Here is a 17621-nt window from a genome sequence, read left to right on the forward strand (position 1 = left end):
CTGAGCAGAACAGGGCAGGAACTGGGGCGCTCCCCCCGGGGAGGAGAAAAATCGGAGGGGGGCGGGCCTGGATCGGCGATTCCCCTCGCCATGGCGGGCGAAGAAAATCCCGTCACTCGCCCCCCAGGGCGAGCATCGCCGGATCACCTCCGGGAAATCTCAGGTGTAGGGATTTTCCAGGACCAATCGCTCCAGGCGGGATCGCAAACGACGCTCGGTAATCTTCAAAAGCGCTGCTGCCCGGGACTGGTTTCCCCCGGTCTCTTTCAGCGCTTCCAGAATCAGGTGCCGCTCAAGGTTGTTCAGCTTGTGATCCAGGGAGTCCCCAGCGGGTTCGGTAGTGCTTCCCGAAACCACAAACGCCGGGAGATCACCCTCGTGTATGAGGGACCGCTTTGCCAGAATAACGGCCCGCTCCAGAATATTCTCAAGCTCCCGGACATTTCCCGGAAAACCGTAGCCCACCAGAAGATTCAGTGCCCGTTGGGTTATTCCTTCAAGGGGGCGTCTGTTTTTTGCTGCGAGCTTGCGGATCATCTGTCCCACCAGGTGAGGAATATCCTCGCGACGTTCCCGCAAAGGAGGCAACTGTACAGTTATCACGTTGATCCGGTAGAAAAGATCCTCCCTGAAGGATCCATCCCGGACCATCTCGTCCAGATTCTTGTGGGAGGCCGCCAGAATCCGCACATCCACAGAACGCGGTTCCGAATCGCCCACGCGCTGAATCTCCTTGAACTGGAGAACGCGCAACAACTTTACCTGCACCGAAAGGGGAATCTCGGCAACCTCATCGATAAAAAGCGTTCCCGACGCTGCCTGCTCAAAAAAACCGACCCGGTCCGTCTGGGCACCGGTAAAAGCCCCCTTGCGGTGGCCGAAAAGCTCGCTCTCTACGAGAGACTCCGCAAGAGCCGCCACATTCACCACCACAAAGGGCCTCTCCCGGCGCGCGCTCTTGCTGTGGATAAACCGGGCCAGAAGCTCTTTCCCCGTACCGCTCTCGCCCTGAATCAAAATGGACGCATCGGAATCAGCCGCCCGACCGGCAAGACGCAGGGCATCCTTCATCACCGGTGATGCACTATAGGCGATCCCCTCTCCTTCCTGATCGGGCTCGATCAGATCGGCGTAATCCTCTTCCTCGGAACGCCACGCCAGGGATCCCGCAATGACCTGCTGAATCTCCGCCATCTTCAGGGGTTTCACCAGATAATCCCGGGCCCCCCGCTTGATCAGACCCACAGCGTTCGGGACAGACTCGTGGGCAGTAATGACAATCACTGGCACCAGAGGATTCCGGTGACGCATCTCCGTCAGAACGGCAGAGGCCTCGCCATCGGGCAGAAAGTTATCGCAAATCACAATATCGGGCTTGCAGGAACCAATCGCCTCCCGGGCAGAGGCAACCGAATCAGCCCGCACCACCCCTATTGGAGGGTATTCCAGCCGCTCTGCGGCGGCAGCGATAATCTCCAGCTGCACAGGATCATCGTCCACAGCGAGCAAGATCATCCTGCTTGCCTCCGCCGGGGTTTCCTGGTCCGGAGTCACTTCTTTCAGGGTCACATCCTCCCGGTTCACCTTCTGTGGGATCATATCCTCCAAGTATAGGTCCGAACCCTCTGCCTGTGAAGGAAGGCGGAACAAAAAGGGGAGGGCTTCGCCCCCCCTGTCTTCAGCCCGGCTGATCGCCCCGGCTTTCCCGGCTCTGTCGCCGCCGCCGGGCCGGGGCGGCCGGTCTTCCGCCACCCCCCCGGGCCGGAGCATCTCGAGCGGTAGCTGCCTGGTCCAGCTCCTGGCGCTGCTCGAGATAATGCTCAAACCGTTGCGGCGGCACAAACCCCTGGGCAACAGCCATCTGGACAGCGCACCCCGGTTCACCCTGGTGCCGACAGTCCCGGAAGCGGCAATCCTTCGCCAGATCATCAATATCGGCAAAGCTCTCTCCCAGGGAATCCTGGCCTCCCCAGAGCTGTACCTCCCGGACCCCCGGCGTATCGATCACCATCCCTCCCCGGTCATGACCAAACCCCCGGGGAAGCATCCACAACCGAGCCGTGGAGGTGGTATGGCGGCCCTTGCCATGGAAGGAACTCACGGGGGCGGTCCCGATGAGTTTCTCCCCCGGGCGACCTCCGGCCCCAAGGGCGTTGATAATGCTCGATTTTCCCGCCCCGGAACGGCCCAGGAAGCAGGCCGTCTTGCCTGGAGGAACACGTCGGCGCACCTCCTCCAGGCCCGTGGTGTAGCGACCGTCGCCGTGGAGAGCCGAGGTAACACAGAGAGGAAGATCGGCATAATGAGCTCTCACCTGGCAGACTATGTGCTCCTCCTGTCCAGGCGCCGCACAGTCAGCCTTGTTCAGGACCACCACGGGGCTGACCCCTCCACCGGCGGTGACCGTAAGAAACCGTTCCAGAAGCCCCAGGGAGAAACTCCTTCCCCCGTCGAGGCCAAAAACCAGGAAGACCGTATCAACATTGGCTGCCAGCACCTGAGGTCGCCGTCCCCGGCCCGCCTCCTGGCGGATCAGGGCGGTCCGGCGCGGAAAAACCCTGTCTATAACCTTTTTCGAGGGGGCCAGGGCAACCCAATCGCCGGCTCGGGGCAGGGGACACTCGCCGGGACCGGAACCACGGTGATGAAACGCACCGGCAAGCTGTACCTGGATCTCCCGACCTTCTTCGGGAATCATTACCCTCCAGGACGAGACATACCCGGCCGTTACCCGGGCCGGGATATATCCCGGCGGGATGGTGCTCATCAGGGCCTCGTCATCCTCGGTCCAGCCCCAGAAAGAACGGCTGCTCATGGACGCACCCCCCCGGTTAACACCTCCAGAGGGAAGGGGAGTCTGGTCAGGGGGCGTGCTGCCAGAGTCATCAGGGCTGCTTCGCAATCGTCGGGGCCAATCCGGTTCAGCTTTAGTACCCCGCAGCTGGTGCAACGATGGATAATACTCCACTCGCCCTTGGGCTGCACGTATACGCCGATCGCTTCCATTGGACCCCGGCAGCCCGAGCGGCGGTCGCCCGGGCGCAGATCAACGTGGAGACTTGTGAGACAATGAGGGCAATGGTTGCGATTGCGCGTACCCGTTTGGGCCGGGCCAACACCGCGACCGCATTTGACGCATAGAAAGGAATCATCCCCGGTATGGTGAATAACACTATGGCGTGACATGGTCGTACCTCGACTCGAAATCAGATTGATCTCTCGCTCGGGGCAGGACGCACCTGTTCGTGAGCTTGCTGATTCAGCAGTGTGAATCGTTAAAGATGCGCGAGGGCAAGCTGAGCGGGACGCAACGCGTCACCGGAACAGATGCGCCTATATCACAAAAGCAAATACCATAGAATTGGAGTATTTCCGTCTTCTATGGATTGTGTCAATCCCTCCGTTTTTCCGTCTTCGTGGTGTCCTTCTGCAAACTTTGGTATATCCGCAAAAGCCAGGTTTTCTTTGGACGGGCTGGGTGTTATTTTTGCTCCTTTTGCATTTCCCGTATGACCTGCTCCGAGAGACCGGTGATGCGGGATACAAGAGGTATTTCAAGCCCCTCGAGGACCATCTTGCGGGCATCTTCGCGGCGGGCCTGCTGCATACCCTGCTGCATACCCTGCTCCACACCACGCTGCTCTATTTTTTCAACTACCTCTGCCAGCATCGTCTGTACCTCCGTCAATTGATGAACCTTCTCGATATCTCCTGTGTCCAGGGATCCCCGGAACATCCGGTTGATCCAGTGGCCAAACTGCCGCAACTGTTCAGGCTGCTCCTCGGCGATCATGGCGATTGCCCTGTCGATGGTCCGGGCCAGAGCAGTCTCGTCTTCCTGTTGCTCCAGATACATGATCGCAGCCACCAGTCCCTTGATCTGCTCCAGCCGCTCCGGCGGGATATCCCGCTCGATGATGGGGTAGTACTCGAAGGAGGGAATGTACCTGGCCGGAATCTCCCGGGCAATAAGCTCGCTGATATTGAAGGGCACGTTCCAGGGACGGCTGCCGTTATACAACAGAACGGGAAAAACCGCAGGCAAGAGCCCTTTGGTGCTGCTACGGAAAAGCTGATCGTAGAGCTGCAGGATATAGAGGAGCATCCGCACGGGGATCGTCTTGTCCGGACTTGACTGGAACTCCAGAAGCACGTAGACGTAGACCTCGCGTCCGGGAAGATCCACCCGGTAGATGATATCGCTCTCCCGGTCCAGAAGCTCGTCACTGACAAAGCTCTTGTCGACCAGCTCCACATCCTCTACGGCCAGGCCCTGGACAAAGTCCTCTTCCACAAAGCGGGTGAGAAACTGGTGGAACACCTGCCGGCTCGAAAAAAGGTACTTGTAGGCACTATCCCAGGACTTCCGCTCTGCCATAGTGACAAGTATAAGCCCTTTTCAGGGTTGCCTCAATTGCACACCTCTCTGGGGGCCGGTATTTCTTAAGTGGGGTGCAGCAACGCTGGCGAGGTGAACAGAAGAAATCAAAATAGAACATCCCGTCAGAACATCCAGCCAGAACCGAAGGGCTGCCTGAAAAACGGCGTTGCAATCTGTTCAGAGCCTGGACGATACTGGAAAAAGACCAGTTTCAGGACCCGCTACAGGATCCGCAAAAGGTCACCCGGGGACTGGAGGGAGCGGTAAAAACGTGGAGCACGCTGATCTGAACGAACTTTTTCGGGCTTCTCCCTTTGGCTTTGCCCACCACGAGATCCTTCTTGATGAGGCCCAACAGCCCCGGGATTTCCGGTTCCTTGAGGTAAACCCGGCCTTCGAGACGCTCACCGGTCTTGATGCACCAACGATCATCGGCAAAACAGCCAGGGAAACTCTCTGGAGCCAGGACCAGATCGATCACGCCCTGATCGAACTCTTCGGCCGGGTGGCCCTCGAGGGTGGCAACGAAACCTTCGAGCATTATTCCAGGGTCCTGGGCCGGTGGTATCAGGTCCACGCCTTCTCGCACAGCCCGGGGTACTTCACCACGACCTTCACCGATATTACCCGCCGGAAGGTCCAGGAAGAAGAACTGGAGCGGTTTTTCTCGGTCAACCTGGACCTGCTCTGCATCGCCGATCTGGAGGGGCGCTTCCTGAAGACCAACGAGGCCTGGAGCGACATCCTGGGCTATTCCCGGGGAGAGCTGGAGGGCAAGCGCTTTCTCGATTTTGTCCATCCCGATGACCTCCAGCCCACGCTGAAAGCGATCTCTACCCTCGCCGAGGGGGAAGATCTGCTGTGCTTTACCAACCGCTACCAAAGCAAGGACGGCTCCTGGAGGTACATCGAGTGGCGCGCGCACCCCCGGGGAGAGCGCATCTACGCCGCAGCCCGGGACATCACCGAACGGGTCAGGAATGAGGAGCGCAATCACCGGCAACTGGAGTTTCAGAAAATCGTCGCTGCCAGCGCGGCCGCTTTTTCCGACATTCACGACACCCCGGAACTGAACAGGGTGATCGACACTATCCTTCAACGGCTGGGAAGCTTTTTTGGCGCCGATAGAAGCTATCTCTTCCAGTTCACCCAAGATGGCCGTTTCATGACCAACACCCACGAGTGGTGCTCCGATAATACCCCCTCCCAGATGCATCGCTCCCAAAAGGTCCCTTTGGATTCCATGCCCTGGTGGCAGGAGCGCATGGCTACCGAGGGCTTTGTTCTGATCCCCTCTGTGGAGGATCTTCCTCCCGGGGCTGGGGCAGAGCAGCGGGAGTTTCTGGACCAGGGTATTCAGTCGCTCATCTCGATCCCCCTGGCGGAGTCGTCAGAGAAAACATCATCCTCTGGTGAAGCCGACTCCCCGGAAAAGATCACCGGCTTTATCGGTCTCGATGCGGTCCACCGTCGCTATCGCTGGTCCCGGGAAGAAGTGTCGCTCCTGAGGATTCTGGGATCGATCGTGGGCAGCGGGATTGAGCGATTCCTGGCCCGGAAACAGCTCCAGGAGAGCGAGCTGAAGCTGCGGCATATCACGGAGAACATGGGAGAGGTCTTCTGGCTCCGCAACGCTGACAACAGCAAAATGCTCTACATAAGCCCCGCCTATGAGACGGTCTGGGGCCGCAGTTGCCAGAGCCTCTACGATGACCCGGCTTCTTTTACCAAGGCAGTTCACCCCGACGACGCCGACCGGATAGGAGCTGCCTACGCTGCATACCTGGAGTCTCATGCCTTTGAAGAGGAATACCGGATTGTCCGTCCCGACGGAACCCTTCGCTGGATTCGTGCCCGGTCCTTCCCTGTTCGCGGCCCGGCGGGTGAGATCATTCGCCATACCGGCATCGCCACGGACATCACGGAACGAATCCTCAAGGAGCAGGAAATAGCCAGGGAGAAGAACCTCACGGAACAGTTCTTTAACCAGTCCCTCCACGGATTCTTCATTTCTCTTCTCGATAAACCCCTGGACTGGAACGACGGGGCCTCCAGAGATAGCATGGTAGAGTACGCCCTGGACCATCAGCGAATGACCAGGGTCAACCAGGCCATGCTCGATCAATACGGTGCAAGCCGGGAGGAGTTCATCGGCATTACCGTGCGGGAGCTCTTTCGTCACGACCCGGATCAGGGCCGGGAGATCTGGCGCGGTCTCTTTGACCGCGGGTCGTGGCACGTGGAAACCCGGGAACAGCGTATGGACGGAACGCCCATCATCATCGACGGTGACTACCGGTGCCTCTACGACGACCAGGGACGGGTTCTGGGGCATTTCGGTGTGCAGGTAGACATAACGGCCCGCAAGGAGGCCGAAGAAACGCTCCGCGATGCCCAGGAGCAGATAAAACAGATCGTCGCCACCACCCCGGTTGTTCTCTACAGCTACATCATCGATTCCCGGGGTGAACCCGATCTGGTCTTCATCAACGGCAAGGTAACAGAAATCCTGGGGTACCAGCCCGAGGATTTCATCGGCCGTATCGATCTCTGGAAACGCTGTGTCCATCCCGATGATCTGGAACGGGTCATGACTACCCTCCGGGAGCTGCGGCAGAGAGATTCCCTGGAGACAGAGTACCGGTTTCGGGATATCCGGGGGCAATGGCACTGGATACTCGACCGGCACAACGTGATCCGCCGGGACCTGGAGTGTACGAAGGTAACGGGTGCCTGGTCAGATATAACCGACCGCAGGAAGGTTGAAGAGCAGCTGCAGTACGAGCGGAATCTCTTCACGGCGGGTCCGGTTTTTACCATAGAGTGGGACCCCTCCCGGGGCTGGCCCGTCCGTTCTGTCTCTGCCAACGTTGCCCAGATTCTTGGCTACAGCCCCGGGGAGATGACTCATCAGGGGTTTTGCTACGCCGACCTGATCCACCCCGATGATGCCGGGAGGGTCGCTGATGAGGTGACGAACAATATCTCAAACCGCGTGGACGCCTACGAGCAGTCCTATCGGCTGAAATGCGGCGACGGCCAATATCGATGGTTTTATGATTTTACCATGCTGGTCCGCGATGACAGGGAAGAACTCACGGCAATTCGTGGCTATATGTACGACCAGACGCAGCAGAAATCGACGGAGCTGGCGCTGGTGCGGGAACGCACGCGCCTGGCAGGGATTATCGAGGGCACCCATGTCGGTACCTGGGAGTGGAATGTCCCGACCGGTGAGACAGTTTTTAACGAACGCTGGGCCGAGATTATCGGCTATACCCTGGAGGAACTTGCTCCGATCTCGATCAACACCTGGATGAGCTTTGCCCATCCCGATGATCTGAAACGAAGCGGAGAATTGCTGGAAGAGCACTTTCGGGGAGAGCGCGATTATTACGAGTGTGAATCACGGATGCGGCACAAAAGGGGCGGGTGGGTCTGGGTTCTTGACAGAGGAAAGGTGGTCTCCTGGACAAGCGAGGGAAAGCCCGAGCTCGTAATGGGCACCCACCAGGACATCACCGAGCGCAAAAGATCCGAAGAAGAGCTTCTTCTGGCAAAAGAACAGGCCGAGGCCGCAAGCACGGCCAAGTCCCGGTTCCTGGCCAACATGAGTCACGAGATCCGCACCCCCCTGAACGGAGTCATCGGGTTCACGGATCTGCTGAAAGATACCCCGCTCTCGCCTGCCCAGAAGCAGTACGTGGATAGCGCCAACGTCTCGGGCCATACTCTCCTGGAAATAATCAACGATATCCTGGATTTCTCCAAAATTGAGGCGGGGATGATGGAGCTTGAGATGATCAAGGTCGATATGGAGACGCTCCTGGAAAACAGCGTGGATATAATACGGTACAGTGCCGGAAAAAAGAATCTCGAGGTACTTCTCAATATCGACCCTGCCATGCCTCGCTTTGCCCTGGTTGATCCCGTGCGGCTCAAGCAGGTTCTGGCAAACCTCCTGGGCAACGCCGTGAAGTTCACCGACTCAGGGGAGGTGGAGCTGGCTCTTCGATTTGAAGATCAGGGAAGCGATCAGGATCAGGGAGTCTTCCACGTTTCTGTTCGTGACACGGGAATCGGTATATCGGCAGTGGAGCGGAAGAAACTCTTTCAAGCCTTCTCCCAGGCCGACAGCTCCACCACGCGTAAATTTGGCGGCACCGGCCTGGGGCTGATCATCTCGGACATGATCGCCCGGAAGATGGGGAGTGAAATCCGCGTGGAGAGCGATCCCGGTCAGGGCACGGTCTTTTCCTTCGAGTTTTCCGCCCGGGTAGAACGGGGCCGGCACAGTGAGCATCCCGTGAGCCTCAAGGGCTGGCGCGTTCTGGTGATCGATGATAACGCCAGCAACCGTCTGATCCTGGAGCGTCTTCTGGAACGCTGGGGCATTGTCAGTGAATCCTGCGAGAACGGTCTTGAGGCGTTGAAACTCCTGGAGCGGTCAGGACCCTTCGACGTGATCATGTGCGACTACCACATGCCCTATCTGGACGGGCTGGAGACGGTCAGGATGATCCGCTCAAACCCCGACCTTTCGGCAGAGAGGCAACCAATCATTTTGCTTCACTCTTCATCGGACAACCAGGAACTGCAACGGGATTGCGAGAACCTGGGAATCCGGTTCCGCCTGACAAAACCGGTGCGGACCCACGATCTGCGGGAGTATCTGTGCAATATTCATGATCCTCCAGCCCCGGCCGCGCCCGGGGCAGAGGCCGTCAAGGGAGGCTCTGACGAAACTGGCCATGCCACCGATCCCGGCCGGGAAGACTCCTTCAGGGAGCCTCGGGATCCATCAAGGAATGTGAAAATTCTGATCGCCGAGGATGTGGCGCTGAACATGACCATGATCAAGGCGCTCCTCACCAGACTTTCCCCCTCTTCGGGTTTGCTGGAGGCGGCGAATGGCGCCGAGGCGGTGGATATCTACGCCCGGGAATTGCCGGACCTGGTCTTTATGGACGTCCAGATGCCCGAAAAAGATGGAGTTCAGGCAACAGAAGCGATTCGGGCCCTCGAAACCGATCGGTATCCGGGGCGGTCTGTTCCGATCGTGGCCCTCACGGCGGGTGCTCTCACGGAAGAGCGGGACCGCTGCCTTGCTTCGGGTATGGACGACTTCCTCACCAAGCCTGTTGATCCTGAAAAGCTTCGGAAGTGCCTGGGCCGTTATCTCCCGGGGGGCAGTGATACCTTCGGGTAATCTGCAGGATCTCTTCGTGACCGGGCTAGTCCGGTATTTCTTCAAGATTCTGCAGCGGTACCCATCCAGCATCTTCCGGCACACCCCATCGCTCGCACCAGAGCCAGCCGTTCAGGACTCGCGCACCGGCAAGGGTTTCTCCCTTTTGTACGTTCAGTTCCCGCGCTGTGTAATCCTCAAGAGCACGGCCGGTTGAACCTTCTCCGCGCTCTATGATTTGGCCCGGCACCCATCCCGGTTCCTCTCCCGCAGTGGTGCAGAAAAACCAGTTTTCCCAGCCCTGGTAGCCCTCTGATTCTTCGCCTATCTCCAGGATGGCGCCTTTTCTGAAGGTAATGGGGTCGGCGAACTCCGTCTCGTGGGGGGTAATCACCCGGTATGTTCTGGTTTTCATGGTCTCTCCTTGTTCTGTCTGTTTATTTGTTTTTTGTCTGTGTATTGCCCGGAAGAGATCCTCCCGGGCGTGATCGGTCGGTCAGAACTACTATACCACTCTCGTTGACACAAGACTGGCCATTCGGCCAATGGAGGGGTGGAAAATTCCGGGATACAATCCATCCTGAGACATTATTTTTCTGGGGGCTCTATGAGATGGTCTTTGAAAAGCAAAGTGGTAACGAAACCTGAATGCAGGAGATCCGTTCCATGCGGACATCACCTCATCATCGCCGTGATTCTTGCGGTGTTCACCGTGGCAGCCTGCCCGTCGCCGACAAACTCAACAAACGATCGCTCGAGTCATGATATTCTCTTCTTTCGCTTTCCGGCGGAGCTCAATGACGGCCTCAATTTCGACGTAGAGGCCGTTATTGACGGGTTGGAGATCAGGGTGACCCTGCCCTTCGGTGCGAATCGCGACGGCCTCTTGATAGCAGAGTTTGATACAAACGGGGTGAGCGTCTTCATAGGTGGGGAGGAGGGCCATGAGGCCCCGGAAAGCGGGACACGCCAGGAAAGCGGTGTAACGCCAAACGATTTTACCAATTCTGTGGAGTACAGGGTAACCGCAGAGAACGGTGGCAGAAAAACGTACACGGTGCGGATCGTCGAGGAGATTGCTTCTCCTGAGCAACTTGCCTTGTTGGGAGACTTTCGGGACGGGGATTATGTTTTGGTGAATGATATCGATCTTTCCTCCCTTGGAAGTTGGATTCCTATTGGAAGACATATGGATATTCCCTTCACAGGAACTTTCGATGGGCGGGGATTTACCATCACCGGCCTGATTATCAATAGTGATTCACTGGATTCAAGATGGGGACAAGGCCTTTTTGGCGTCGTGAGGGGTGCAACCATAGAGAACGTAACGCTTGCGGATGTTTCGATCTCCGGAGACTCCATATTTGGTACTGGAGCACTTATCGGAGTGATTCGTAATGACCGATACGATAGCACGCTTGTTCGAAATTGCCACGTCACGGGTTCCATCAGTTCGAGCGGGGGTTCCGTTGGTGGTTTGATCGGTAATGCATCGACATGGTTTGCCCAGCGGACTAACAATATTTCATCAATCACCATCATTGATAGCTCGACAGATTGTAATGTTGTCGGGGGGGGGAATGTTGGGGGGCTGTTGGGGGGTGTTAATGTTGCCGGGGACCAGGTGACCCTGGTAGTGTCTGGTTCTTCAGCTCATGGAGATGTTGAGGGAAAGGGTAGTACGGGAGGTCTCATTGGTAATGTGGGTTATGGATATAATCCGAGCATATCCATTACAGACTCACATGCTTCAGGCTTGGTTCGTGCCACAGAGGGTGGTAATATAGGTGGATTCATCGGGTTTCTGTCCTCATATGCCTATACGGGGAGTTATAGGGAAGGTGTGGTAGTACGGGGTTGCAGCGCCACTGGGGATGTGGAGGCCCGCAACAGCCCTAATGTTGGTGGCTTCGTTGGGGGAGCTGCCTCGATAGGAGAGGGGGCCCTTCTTTTTGAAACGAGCAGCTCCCATGGTTCGGTACAGGGGCGAGAAGTCGTTGGAGGATTCGTCGGCTCAACGGGATTGACAGGTGACGGTCAAAACCCGCGGAGATCTGCGTATAGATACTGCTATGCCACCGGTGATGTGAGCGCGACTGGTGTTTCCGTTGGCGGGTTTGCCGGTGAATTGTATCGTCGTGATGCTGATCGCATATCGACTGTAGACGCCAGTTATGCCCTGGGAAATGTCAGCGGAAGCGGAGGGGTCGGCGGGTTTGTTGGTTCAGCTCAGGGTAGAATCACGGGATCCTACTCTGTGGGACGTGTGGAGGGGGGGGATTCTTCTGGTGGTTTCGCAGGTTCTGCCCGCTTCGGGGTCGTGTTAAACTCTTTTTACGACGAGGAAACCAGCGGACGCAGGGATTCTGAAATCGTTCTGCCCCGGCCTACAGAGCATATGAAGACCAAACAAACCTTTCTGGATGCAGGCTGGGATTTCGTTGGCGAGGACGAAAACGGAACCGAGGGAATCTGGAATATCGACCCAACCCGTAATAATGGCTACCCCTACCTGCAAGAGGTACCCCTGCGCTAGAACTCTTGTTCCCCGGGAGGCTCTCCCGGGGGTAACCCGCCAAGAGGCCCCGCAGTAAAGATTGCACCGCCTGCCGCGACAGAACACTGTCACCGTTCCCTTCAGCTCCCGGGAAATCCCGCAACTATGAATCCCGCCGTTTTTCTGGAAAAGGGCGGGTTACCCGACCTCTCTCACCAAGCCTGTTGATCCTGAAAAGCTTTGGAATTTCCTGGGGCGTTACTTCGCGGGGCTCGTAAGACTCGCAAAATCAGATCGGCAAAACCAGACCGGGAAGACCACAATAAAAATAAAGTGATAAATTTCACATAAAAACTACAAAATACTATTTTAAAATCAACGATTGACAAAAACACGTGAAATAGATCACCTTATACCTGTCAGATTCGCATGGGATTGCATCAGGCCCAACCCCTCGGGCTGGCCTGTCATCAAGGCGAGTATGACGCCGAAGCGATTATGTTACCGAGGCGATTATGTTACCGAGGTGAGCAAGGGAGCAAGGGATGAATAAAATAACAATTTGCCTGGGAAGTTCCTGTTTTGCACGCGGGAACGGTGCACATCTGGACAGGATCGAACAATGGCAGAACGAACAGGGCCTGGCAGGGGGAATCGATCTGGCCGGTTGCCGATGTCGTGGGCAGTGTTCCACCGGTCCCGTTCTGGAAATCAATGGACAGCTACACCACGGAGTGGACGAGGGCATGCTCTGGGATCTTCTCGAATACGATGTTCAGGTAGCAGACCCGGCCGGTGGTCACCATGAATAAGCAATATGCTGTCTACACGGCAGAGACAAACTGCCAGGATTGCTGTCGCTGTCTCCGCAACTGCCCCGTGAAGGCAATTCGCGTAGAAAAAGGACGAGCTGCGATCGTCCCCGAGCTCTGCGTGGCCTGCGGCACCTGTGTAGACGCCTGCCCGGGTGGGGCCAAGAAGATACGTTCTGATATCGGCCGCGTCCGGGCTCTGCTGGCGCGGCGGGAGCGGGTCCTGGTCTCGGTGGCACCCTCCTACGCGGCGGAGTTTCCCGAGGTGCGGCCCGGGGCGTTCGCCCAAGCCATGAAGGAACTCGGCTTTGCCGGCACGGCAGAAACGGCAATAGGGGCCGACCGCGTTACCCGTGCTCTGGCCGATCTTCTGCAGGAGCCCCCACAGCCACTCTCAATCTCGACGGCCTGCCCTGCGGCGGTCGATTTTATCCGAAAATACATGCCCGAGTTTACCCCCTGCCTGACACCCCTGGGGAGTCCCATGGTGGCCCACAGCGACATCATGAGGAAGGAACACAACGATACCATCGGTATTGTCTTCATTGGTCCCTGTATCGCCAAGAAGGTAGAGGCCGATGCGGACCCGCTCAACCCCGAGGCGGCTCTGACCTTCGGGGAGCTGCGGCAGTTTATGAAGGAAGAGGGCGTATCCTTCAGGGATACTCCCGAGATGGACGATTCGGCGTTGCAGAGCGGCCGAAGCGGGGCGGTCTACCCCGTGGCGGGGGGAATGATCGAGGCGTTGCGCGAGCTCGGCGCTTGCAAGGATGTGGACTGCGTGGCTGTCTGCGGAATCGATTCGATCTGGCATACCCTGAAGGGGCTTGATCCCTCCCGAATGGATCGCCCCGTTTTTCTGGAGATGCTTGCCTGCGAGGGGGGGTGTATCAACGGCCCCTCGTCGGACAAAAAGAGGGCCCGGCTCATGCAGGAGCAGGCGATCCGGCGCCGACACAGGTCCCTCCTGCTCCAGGGGGTCTCAGGATCTGTCGCTACTGACCCCGTTCCGCTTGGACAGTCTCTCAGCCCGGCTGTTCCTCTCTCCGTTGTGGCCGACGAGCAGTCCCTGCGGATCGCTCTGGAGCGGGTGGGCAAGTATGTCTGGGAAGACGAGCTGAACTGCGGAGGCTGTGGGTACGATACCTGCCGGGAGTTTGCCGCCTCGATGCTCGAGGGGCGTGCGGAACCGGACATGTGCCTGTCCTTTCTGCGAAAGAAGGCCCAGCGCAAGGCCAACGCGCTCCTCCGCTGCATGCCTTCGGGAGTTGTGATCGCCGACGCGAATCTTCAGGTGGTGGAGTGCAACCGGAACTTTGCTGCCATGATCGGTTCGGACACGATGACGGTCTACGACGCGCGCCCCGGGCTGGAGGGGGCCAATCTGGAGCGGCTGGTTCCTTTCGCGGATCTGTTTCGGCGCGTGCTGGCCACGGACGAGGATTACCGCTGCGACATGATGCGCGTTGGCGAACGCCTGCTGAACGTAACGCTTTTCCCCATCGAGCCCCACCAGACCGTAGGGGGAATTGTGCTGGATGTGACGCGCAGCGAGTTGCGGCGGGAGTACATCGCACAGCGTGCCCGCGAGGTGATCGATCGAAACATGGCAACGGTCCAGGAGATCGCCTGCAAACTGGGCGAGCACATGGCCGACACGGAGATTCTGCTGCGCAATATCGCCGAGGACTATGGCGAGCGGGGGAGATCGGAAAATGAATGATCTCTTCATGGAACTCGAGTTTGCCCAGTGTCACAAGGCGGGACAGTATGTGGCGGGTGATGCCTTTCTGATGCAGCGCGACCGCTGCAACGGACGTCTTCTGGCTGTTCTTTCGGACGGACTGGGCAGCGGAATAAAGGCGGGGGTTCTGGCGAACATGACGGCCCATATGGCGATGCGCTTTGCCGCAAGTGATACCGATTTTATCCACTACGCCAAGGTGATCATGAACTCCCTCCCGGTGTGCCAGGTGCGGAAGATAGCCTACGCCACGTACACCGTGGTGGATTGCAGCCCCGATGCCCGTATCAGGATGGTGGAGCAGGGGAATCCTCCCTTCGTTCTTGTGCGCCGGGGCCGGGAGGTCTCTGTGCCCTACCGCGAGGTCCCGGGAAAGCAGGGGGACTATCGCCTCATGCGGGAGTACATCTTTCAGGCCCAGCCCGAGGACCGGATCGTGTTCTTCAGCGATGGTGTTACCGATAGCGGTCTCGGCAGTCGTCACTACAAGCTCGGCTGGCGGCGGACGGGGTGTGTTGATTGGCTGGAGCGTCATCTCGCGGGCGATCCCTTTCGTTCGGCCCGTCAGCTTGCTCATGATGTGGTTGCCCAGGCCCGCCAGAAAGAACCGGGCCGCAAGGCGGGGGACGACATCACCTGTGCTGTTCTCTATTTTCGCAAGCCCCGGAAGCTCCTGCTCGCGTCGGGTCCTCCCTTCAGCCCTGACCGTGATCGCGAATATGCCAAGCTCATCGGCGGATTTGACGGACGGCGCATTGTAAGCGGAGGGACCACCTCGGATCTGGTAGCTCGCGAGCTGGGGCGCGATGTGAGGATGGATCTGAGAACCTTTCGCAAGGGAGGTCTTCCCCCCGTCTCGGTGATGGAGGGAATCGATCTGGTGACCGAGGGTATTCTGACGCTCACCGAGACGCTGCGACTTCTCGAGACGGGCGATCGGCCCGATCACGAGAACGCCGCTGTGCGCATGGCGGAACTCCTTCTGGATTCCGACGAGGTCCATCTGCTGGTGGGGACAAAGATCAACGAGGCGCATCAGGATCCGAATCTTCCGGTGGAGCTGGAGATCCGGCGTAGCCTTATGAAAAGGATCGCCACGGTGCTGGACACCAGATACTTCAAGAAGGTCGATGTCGAATATATCTGAGCACATCCGGGTGTATCGGGTGTATCGGAATGGCTCCGGGGAAGAATGTCTTCTGTAGATCAATTTCCGGGGAAAAACCCGGTGAACAAAACCTGAGGATCAAAAAATGAAAAAGAACCGAGTCAAAATCTGTATGGGAACAGCCTGCTACGTCATGGGGTCCACCCAGTTGCTCCGCCTGGAAGAGGAGATCGGCCCCGATCTCTGCGACCTCGTGGAAGTCGAAGGGGTACGGTGTCTCGGGTACTGTGAGGATGCTTCCCGGGGGCGCCCCCCCTTTGTAACGGTCGACGATGAATGTATAGCCGATGCAACGGTGGAGACGGTGCTGGAGGCCCTGCGTCGCCGGAGGGCGGCAGAAGACGCGGGAGGGGCCTCATGAAAAGCAGTAATAATGCTGATCGTCTGCGCAAGGAGGTGCTGATCCGTACGGCCAGGGCGCTCCTGGAGAGCGATGACCGTGCCGCGCTGGACCGAATTCCCCTGGACATGCGTCCGCGCGGGACCAAAAGTCCCACCCGGTGCTGTCTCTATCGGGATCGGGCTGTGATCCGGTATCGCTGTATGGCAGCGCTGGGCTTTTCCGTGGAGAAAGAGACAGATGAGCTCAGGTCCCTGGGAGACTACGGCGATGAGGCCTTTACCCGCGAGAGGCCCGAGGGCGAGGTTCTGACGCTGATCGACGAGGCCTGTAGCGCCTGTATTCAGACGAGGTATACCGCCACCGACGTCTGCCGTGGCTGTGTTGCCCAGAGTTGCATCCACGCCTGCCCCAAGGGGGCCATAGAGATGCGGGGTGGCCGGGCCTGGATCAACCCGGAGACTTGCATCAACTGCGGGTTGTGCATGAAGGCCTGTGCCTATTCGGCGATCATCAAGGTGCCGATTCCCTGCGAGGAGGCCTGCCCCACCGACGCGATTACCAAGGACCCCGATACGGGGCGCGAGAAGATCGATCACGCCAAGTGCATCAGCTGCGGAAAATGTCTTCGGGCGTGTCCCTTCGGTGCTATCGCCGAACGTTCGCAGATGGTGGATGTGATCCGTCGCCTGAAAGAGGGGAGCCCGATGATTCTCCTGACGGCCCCTTCCGTGGCAGGTCAGTTTCCCGGAACACCGGTGCAGTTTCAGGCAGCTGTGGAGCGGCTCGGCTTCTCCGGACTTCGGGAGGTTGCCCACGGTGCCGACGAGACGGCTCGGCACGAGGCAGAGGAGCTTATGGAGCGTCTTGATGAGGGACAACCCTTTATGACGACCTCCTGCTGCCCCGCCTACGTGGAGGCTGTGAAAAAGGTTCTGCCCGAAATGCAACCCTTTGTGTCACACACCCCGACGCCGCTGCAGTATGCAGCACGTGCGGCAAAAGCCGGGAGCCCCGGGAGTATCACGGTTTTTGCAGGACCCTGTATCGCCAAACGGGTGGAGGGGATGCGGGAAGAATCGGTGGATTATGTGATCACCTTCGAGGAGTTGGGAGCTTTGCTGATTGCTGCGGGCATCGATGTTCTGGAGTGCCCCGAGGGGGATTGCGCCGATGAGGCGCTGCCCAGCGCCCGGGGGCGGGGTTTTGCGGTGAGCGGTGGCGTAACGGCGGCTGTGGAAGCCTGCGCCGGCGAGGGTCTGAATCCGGTCTCGATAGATGGCCTGGATCGCGCGGCCGTGAAACGGCTTCGCTCCTTTGCGTGCAAGGGGACCTGCCCCGGAAATTTTGTGGAGGTCATGGTATGCGAGGGCGGGTGCGTGGCCGGCCCCGGAGCTGTTGTGGCGCCGCGGATCTCGGAGCGGGAGCTGAAAAAGCAGATGACCGCTGCCGGTTGATCGGAAGTATTGCGGTGGACAAACCCGCAGGGAC

12 protein-coding genes are annotated in these 17621 nt (G+C 58.4%); 7 read left to right on the forward strand and 5 right to left on the reverse strand.

Annotation, left to right across the window (positions count from 1 at the left end; translation table 11 throughout):
• Window positions 1-159: 159 nt before the first annotated feature.
• From BW950_RS12685 to BW950_RS12700, 4 genes are all read right to left on the reverse strand, one after another.
• Complete coding sequence (locus BW950_RS12685) at window positions 160-1599, reverse strand: sigma-54-dependent transcriptional regulator (RefSeq protein ID WP_159438802.1); 1440 nt, start codon at window positions 1597-1599, stop codon at window positions 160-162.
• A gap of 79 nt (window positions 1600-1678) precedes the next feature.
• On the reverse strand, window positions 1679-2815 hold the full coding sequence (gene rsgA / locus BW950_RS12690; RefSeq protein WP_076489685.1) for a ribosome small subunit-dependent GTPase A: 1137 nt from the start codon (window positions 2813-2815) through the stop codon (window positions 1679-1681).
• A complete protein-coding gene (locus tag BW950_RS12695) occupies window positions 2812-3186 on the reverse strand; it encodes an RNHCP domain-containing protein (protein WP_076489686.1) in 375 nt (124 codons plus the stop codon). The genes rsgA and BW950_RS12695 overlap by 4 nt, the downstream gene beginning before the upstream one ends.
• A gap of 295 nt (window positions 3187-3481) precedes the next feature.
• Window positions 3482-4378, reverse strand: coding sequence for an Rpn family recombination-promoting nuclease/putative transposase (locus BW950_RS12700; protein WP_076489687.1), 897 nt, complete (start codon window positions 4376-4378; stop codon window positions 3482-3484).
• A 274-nt stretch (window positions 4379-4652) separates the two neighbouring features.
• Between BW950_RS12700 and BW950_RS12705 the strand changes: the two genes are divergently transcribed.
• A complete protein-coding gene (locus tag BW950_RS12705; RefSeq protein ID WP_076489688.1) occupies window positions 4653-9590 on the forward strand; it encodes a PAS domain-containing protein in 4938 nt (1645 codons plus the stop codon).
• 25 nt (window positions 9591-9615) lie between these two features.
• Here BW950_RS12705 and BW950_RS12710 read toward each other — a convergent pair whose 3' ends face one another.
• Complete coding sequence (locus BW950_RS12710; protein ID WP_076489689.1) at window positions 9616-9984, reverse strand: SH3 domain-containing protein; 369 nt, start codon at window positions 9982-9984, stop codon at window positions 9616-9618.
• A gap of 204 nt (window positions 9985-10188) precedes the next feature.
• Between BW950_RS12710 and BW950_RS12715 the strand changes: the two genes are divergently transcribed.
• From BW950_RS12715 to BW950_RS12740, 6 genes are all read left to right on the forward strand, one after another.
• On the forward strand, window positions 10189-12105 hold the full coding sequence (locus BW950_RS12715) for a hypothetical protein (RefSeq protein ID WP_143559242.1): 1917 nt from the start codon (window positions 10189-10191) through the stop codon (window positions 12103-12105).
• A 506-nt stretch (window positions 12106-12611) separates the two neighbouring features.
• Window positions 12612-12878, forward strand: a complete 267-nt coding sequence (locus tag BW950_RS12720; protein ID WP_076489691.1) for a (2Fe-2S) ferredoxin domain-containing protein — start codon at window positions 12612-12614, stop codon at window positions 12876-12878.
• Entirely contained in the window at window positions 12871-14601 is a 1731-nt protein-coding gene (locus BW950_RS12725) for a [Fe-Fe] hydrogenase large subunit C-terminal domain-containing protein (RefSeq protein WP_076489692.1), read from the forward strand. The genes BW950_RS12720 and BW950_RS12725 overlap by 8 nt, the downstream gene beginning before the upstream one ends.
• Window positions 14594-15769: a SpoIIE family protein phosphatase gene (locus BW950_RS12730; RefSeq protein ID WP_076489693.1), complete on the forward strand. Its 1176-nt coding sequence runs from the start codon at window positions 14594-14596 to the stop codon at window positions 15767-15769. The genes BW950_RS12725 and BW950_RS12730 overlap by 8 nt, the downstream gene beginning before the upstream one ends.
• Before the next feature lie 106 nt (window positions 15770-15875).
• Window positions 15876-16151, forward strand: a complete 276-nt coding sequence (locus tag BW950_RS12735) for an NAD(P)H-dependent oxidoreductase subunit E (protein WP_076489694.1) — start codon at window positions 15876-15878, stop codon at window positions 16149-16151.
• Window positions 16148-17587, forward strand: a complete 1440-nt coding sequence (locus BW950_RS12740; RefSeq protein ID WP_076489695.1) for a monomeric [FeFe] hydrogenase — start codon at window positions 16148-16150, stop codon at window positions 17585-17587. Before BW950_RS12735 ends, BW950_RS12740 begins: the two co-directional genes overlap by 4 nt.
• Window positions 17588-17621 lie beyond the last annotated feature (34 nt).

This window comes from Alkalispirochaeta americana (assembly GCF_900156105.1).
Taxonomy (GTDB): Bacteria; Spirochaetota; Spirochaetia; order DSM-27196; family Alkalispirochaetaceae; genus Alkalispirochaeta; species Alkalispirochaeta americana.

Excerpts from the sequence above, each read along its gene's own strand:
- BW950_RS12685 (WP_159438802.1), bottom strand. The coding sequence starts at position 1,599 with ATGATCCCACAGAAGGTGAACCGGGAGGATGTGACCCTGAAAGAAGTG.
- rsgA (WP_076489685.1), bottom strand. The coding sequence starts at position 2,815 with ATGAGCAGCCGTTCTTTCTGGGGCTGGACCGAGGATGACGAGGCCCTG.
- BW950_RS12695 (WP_076489686.1), bottom strand. The coding sequence starts at position 3,186 with ATGTCACGCCATAGTGTTATTCACCATACCGGGGATGATTCCTTTCTA.
- BW950_RS12700 (WP_076489687.1), bottom strand. The coding sequence starts at position 4,378 with ATGGCAGAGCGGAAGTCCTGGGATAGTGCCTACAAGTACCTTTTTTCG.
- BW950_RS12710 (WP_076489689.1), bottom strand. The coding sequence starts at position 9,984 with ATGAAAACCAGAACATACCGGGTGATTACCCCCCACGAGACGGAGTTC.
- BW950_RS12720 (WP_076489691.1), top strand. The coding sequence starts at position 12,612 with ATGAATAAAATAACAATTTGCCTGGGAAGTTCCTGTTTTGCACGCGGG.
- BW950_RS12725 (WP_076489692.1), top strand. The coding sequence starts at position 12,871 with ATGAATAAGCAATATGCTGTCTACACGGCAGAGACAAACTGCCAGGAT.
- BW950_RS12730 (WP_076489693.1), top strand. The coding sequence starts at position 14,594 with ATGAATGATCTCTTCATGGAACTCGAGTTTGCCCAGTGTCACAAGGCG.
- BW950_RS12735 (WP_076489694.1), top strand. The coding sequence starts at position 15,876 with ATGAAAAAGAACCGAGTCAAAATCTGTATGGGAACAGCCTGCTACGTC.
- BW950_RS12740 (WP_076489695.1), top strand. The coding sequence starts at position 16,148 with ATGAAAAGCAGTAATAATGCTGATCGTCTGCGCAAGGAGGTGCTGATC.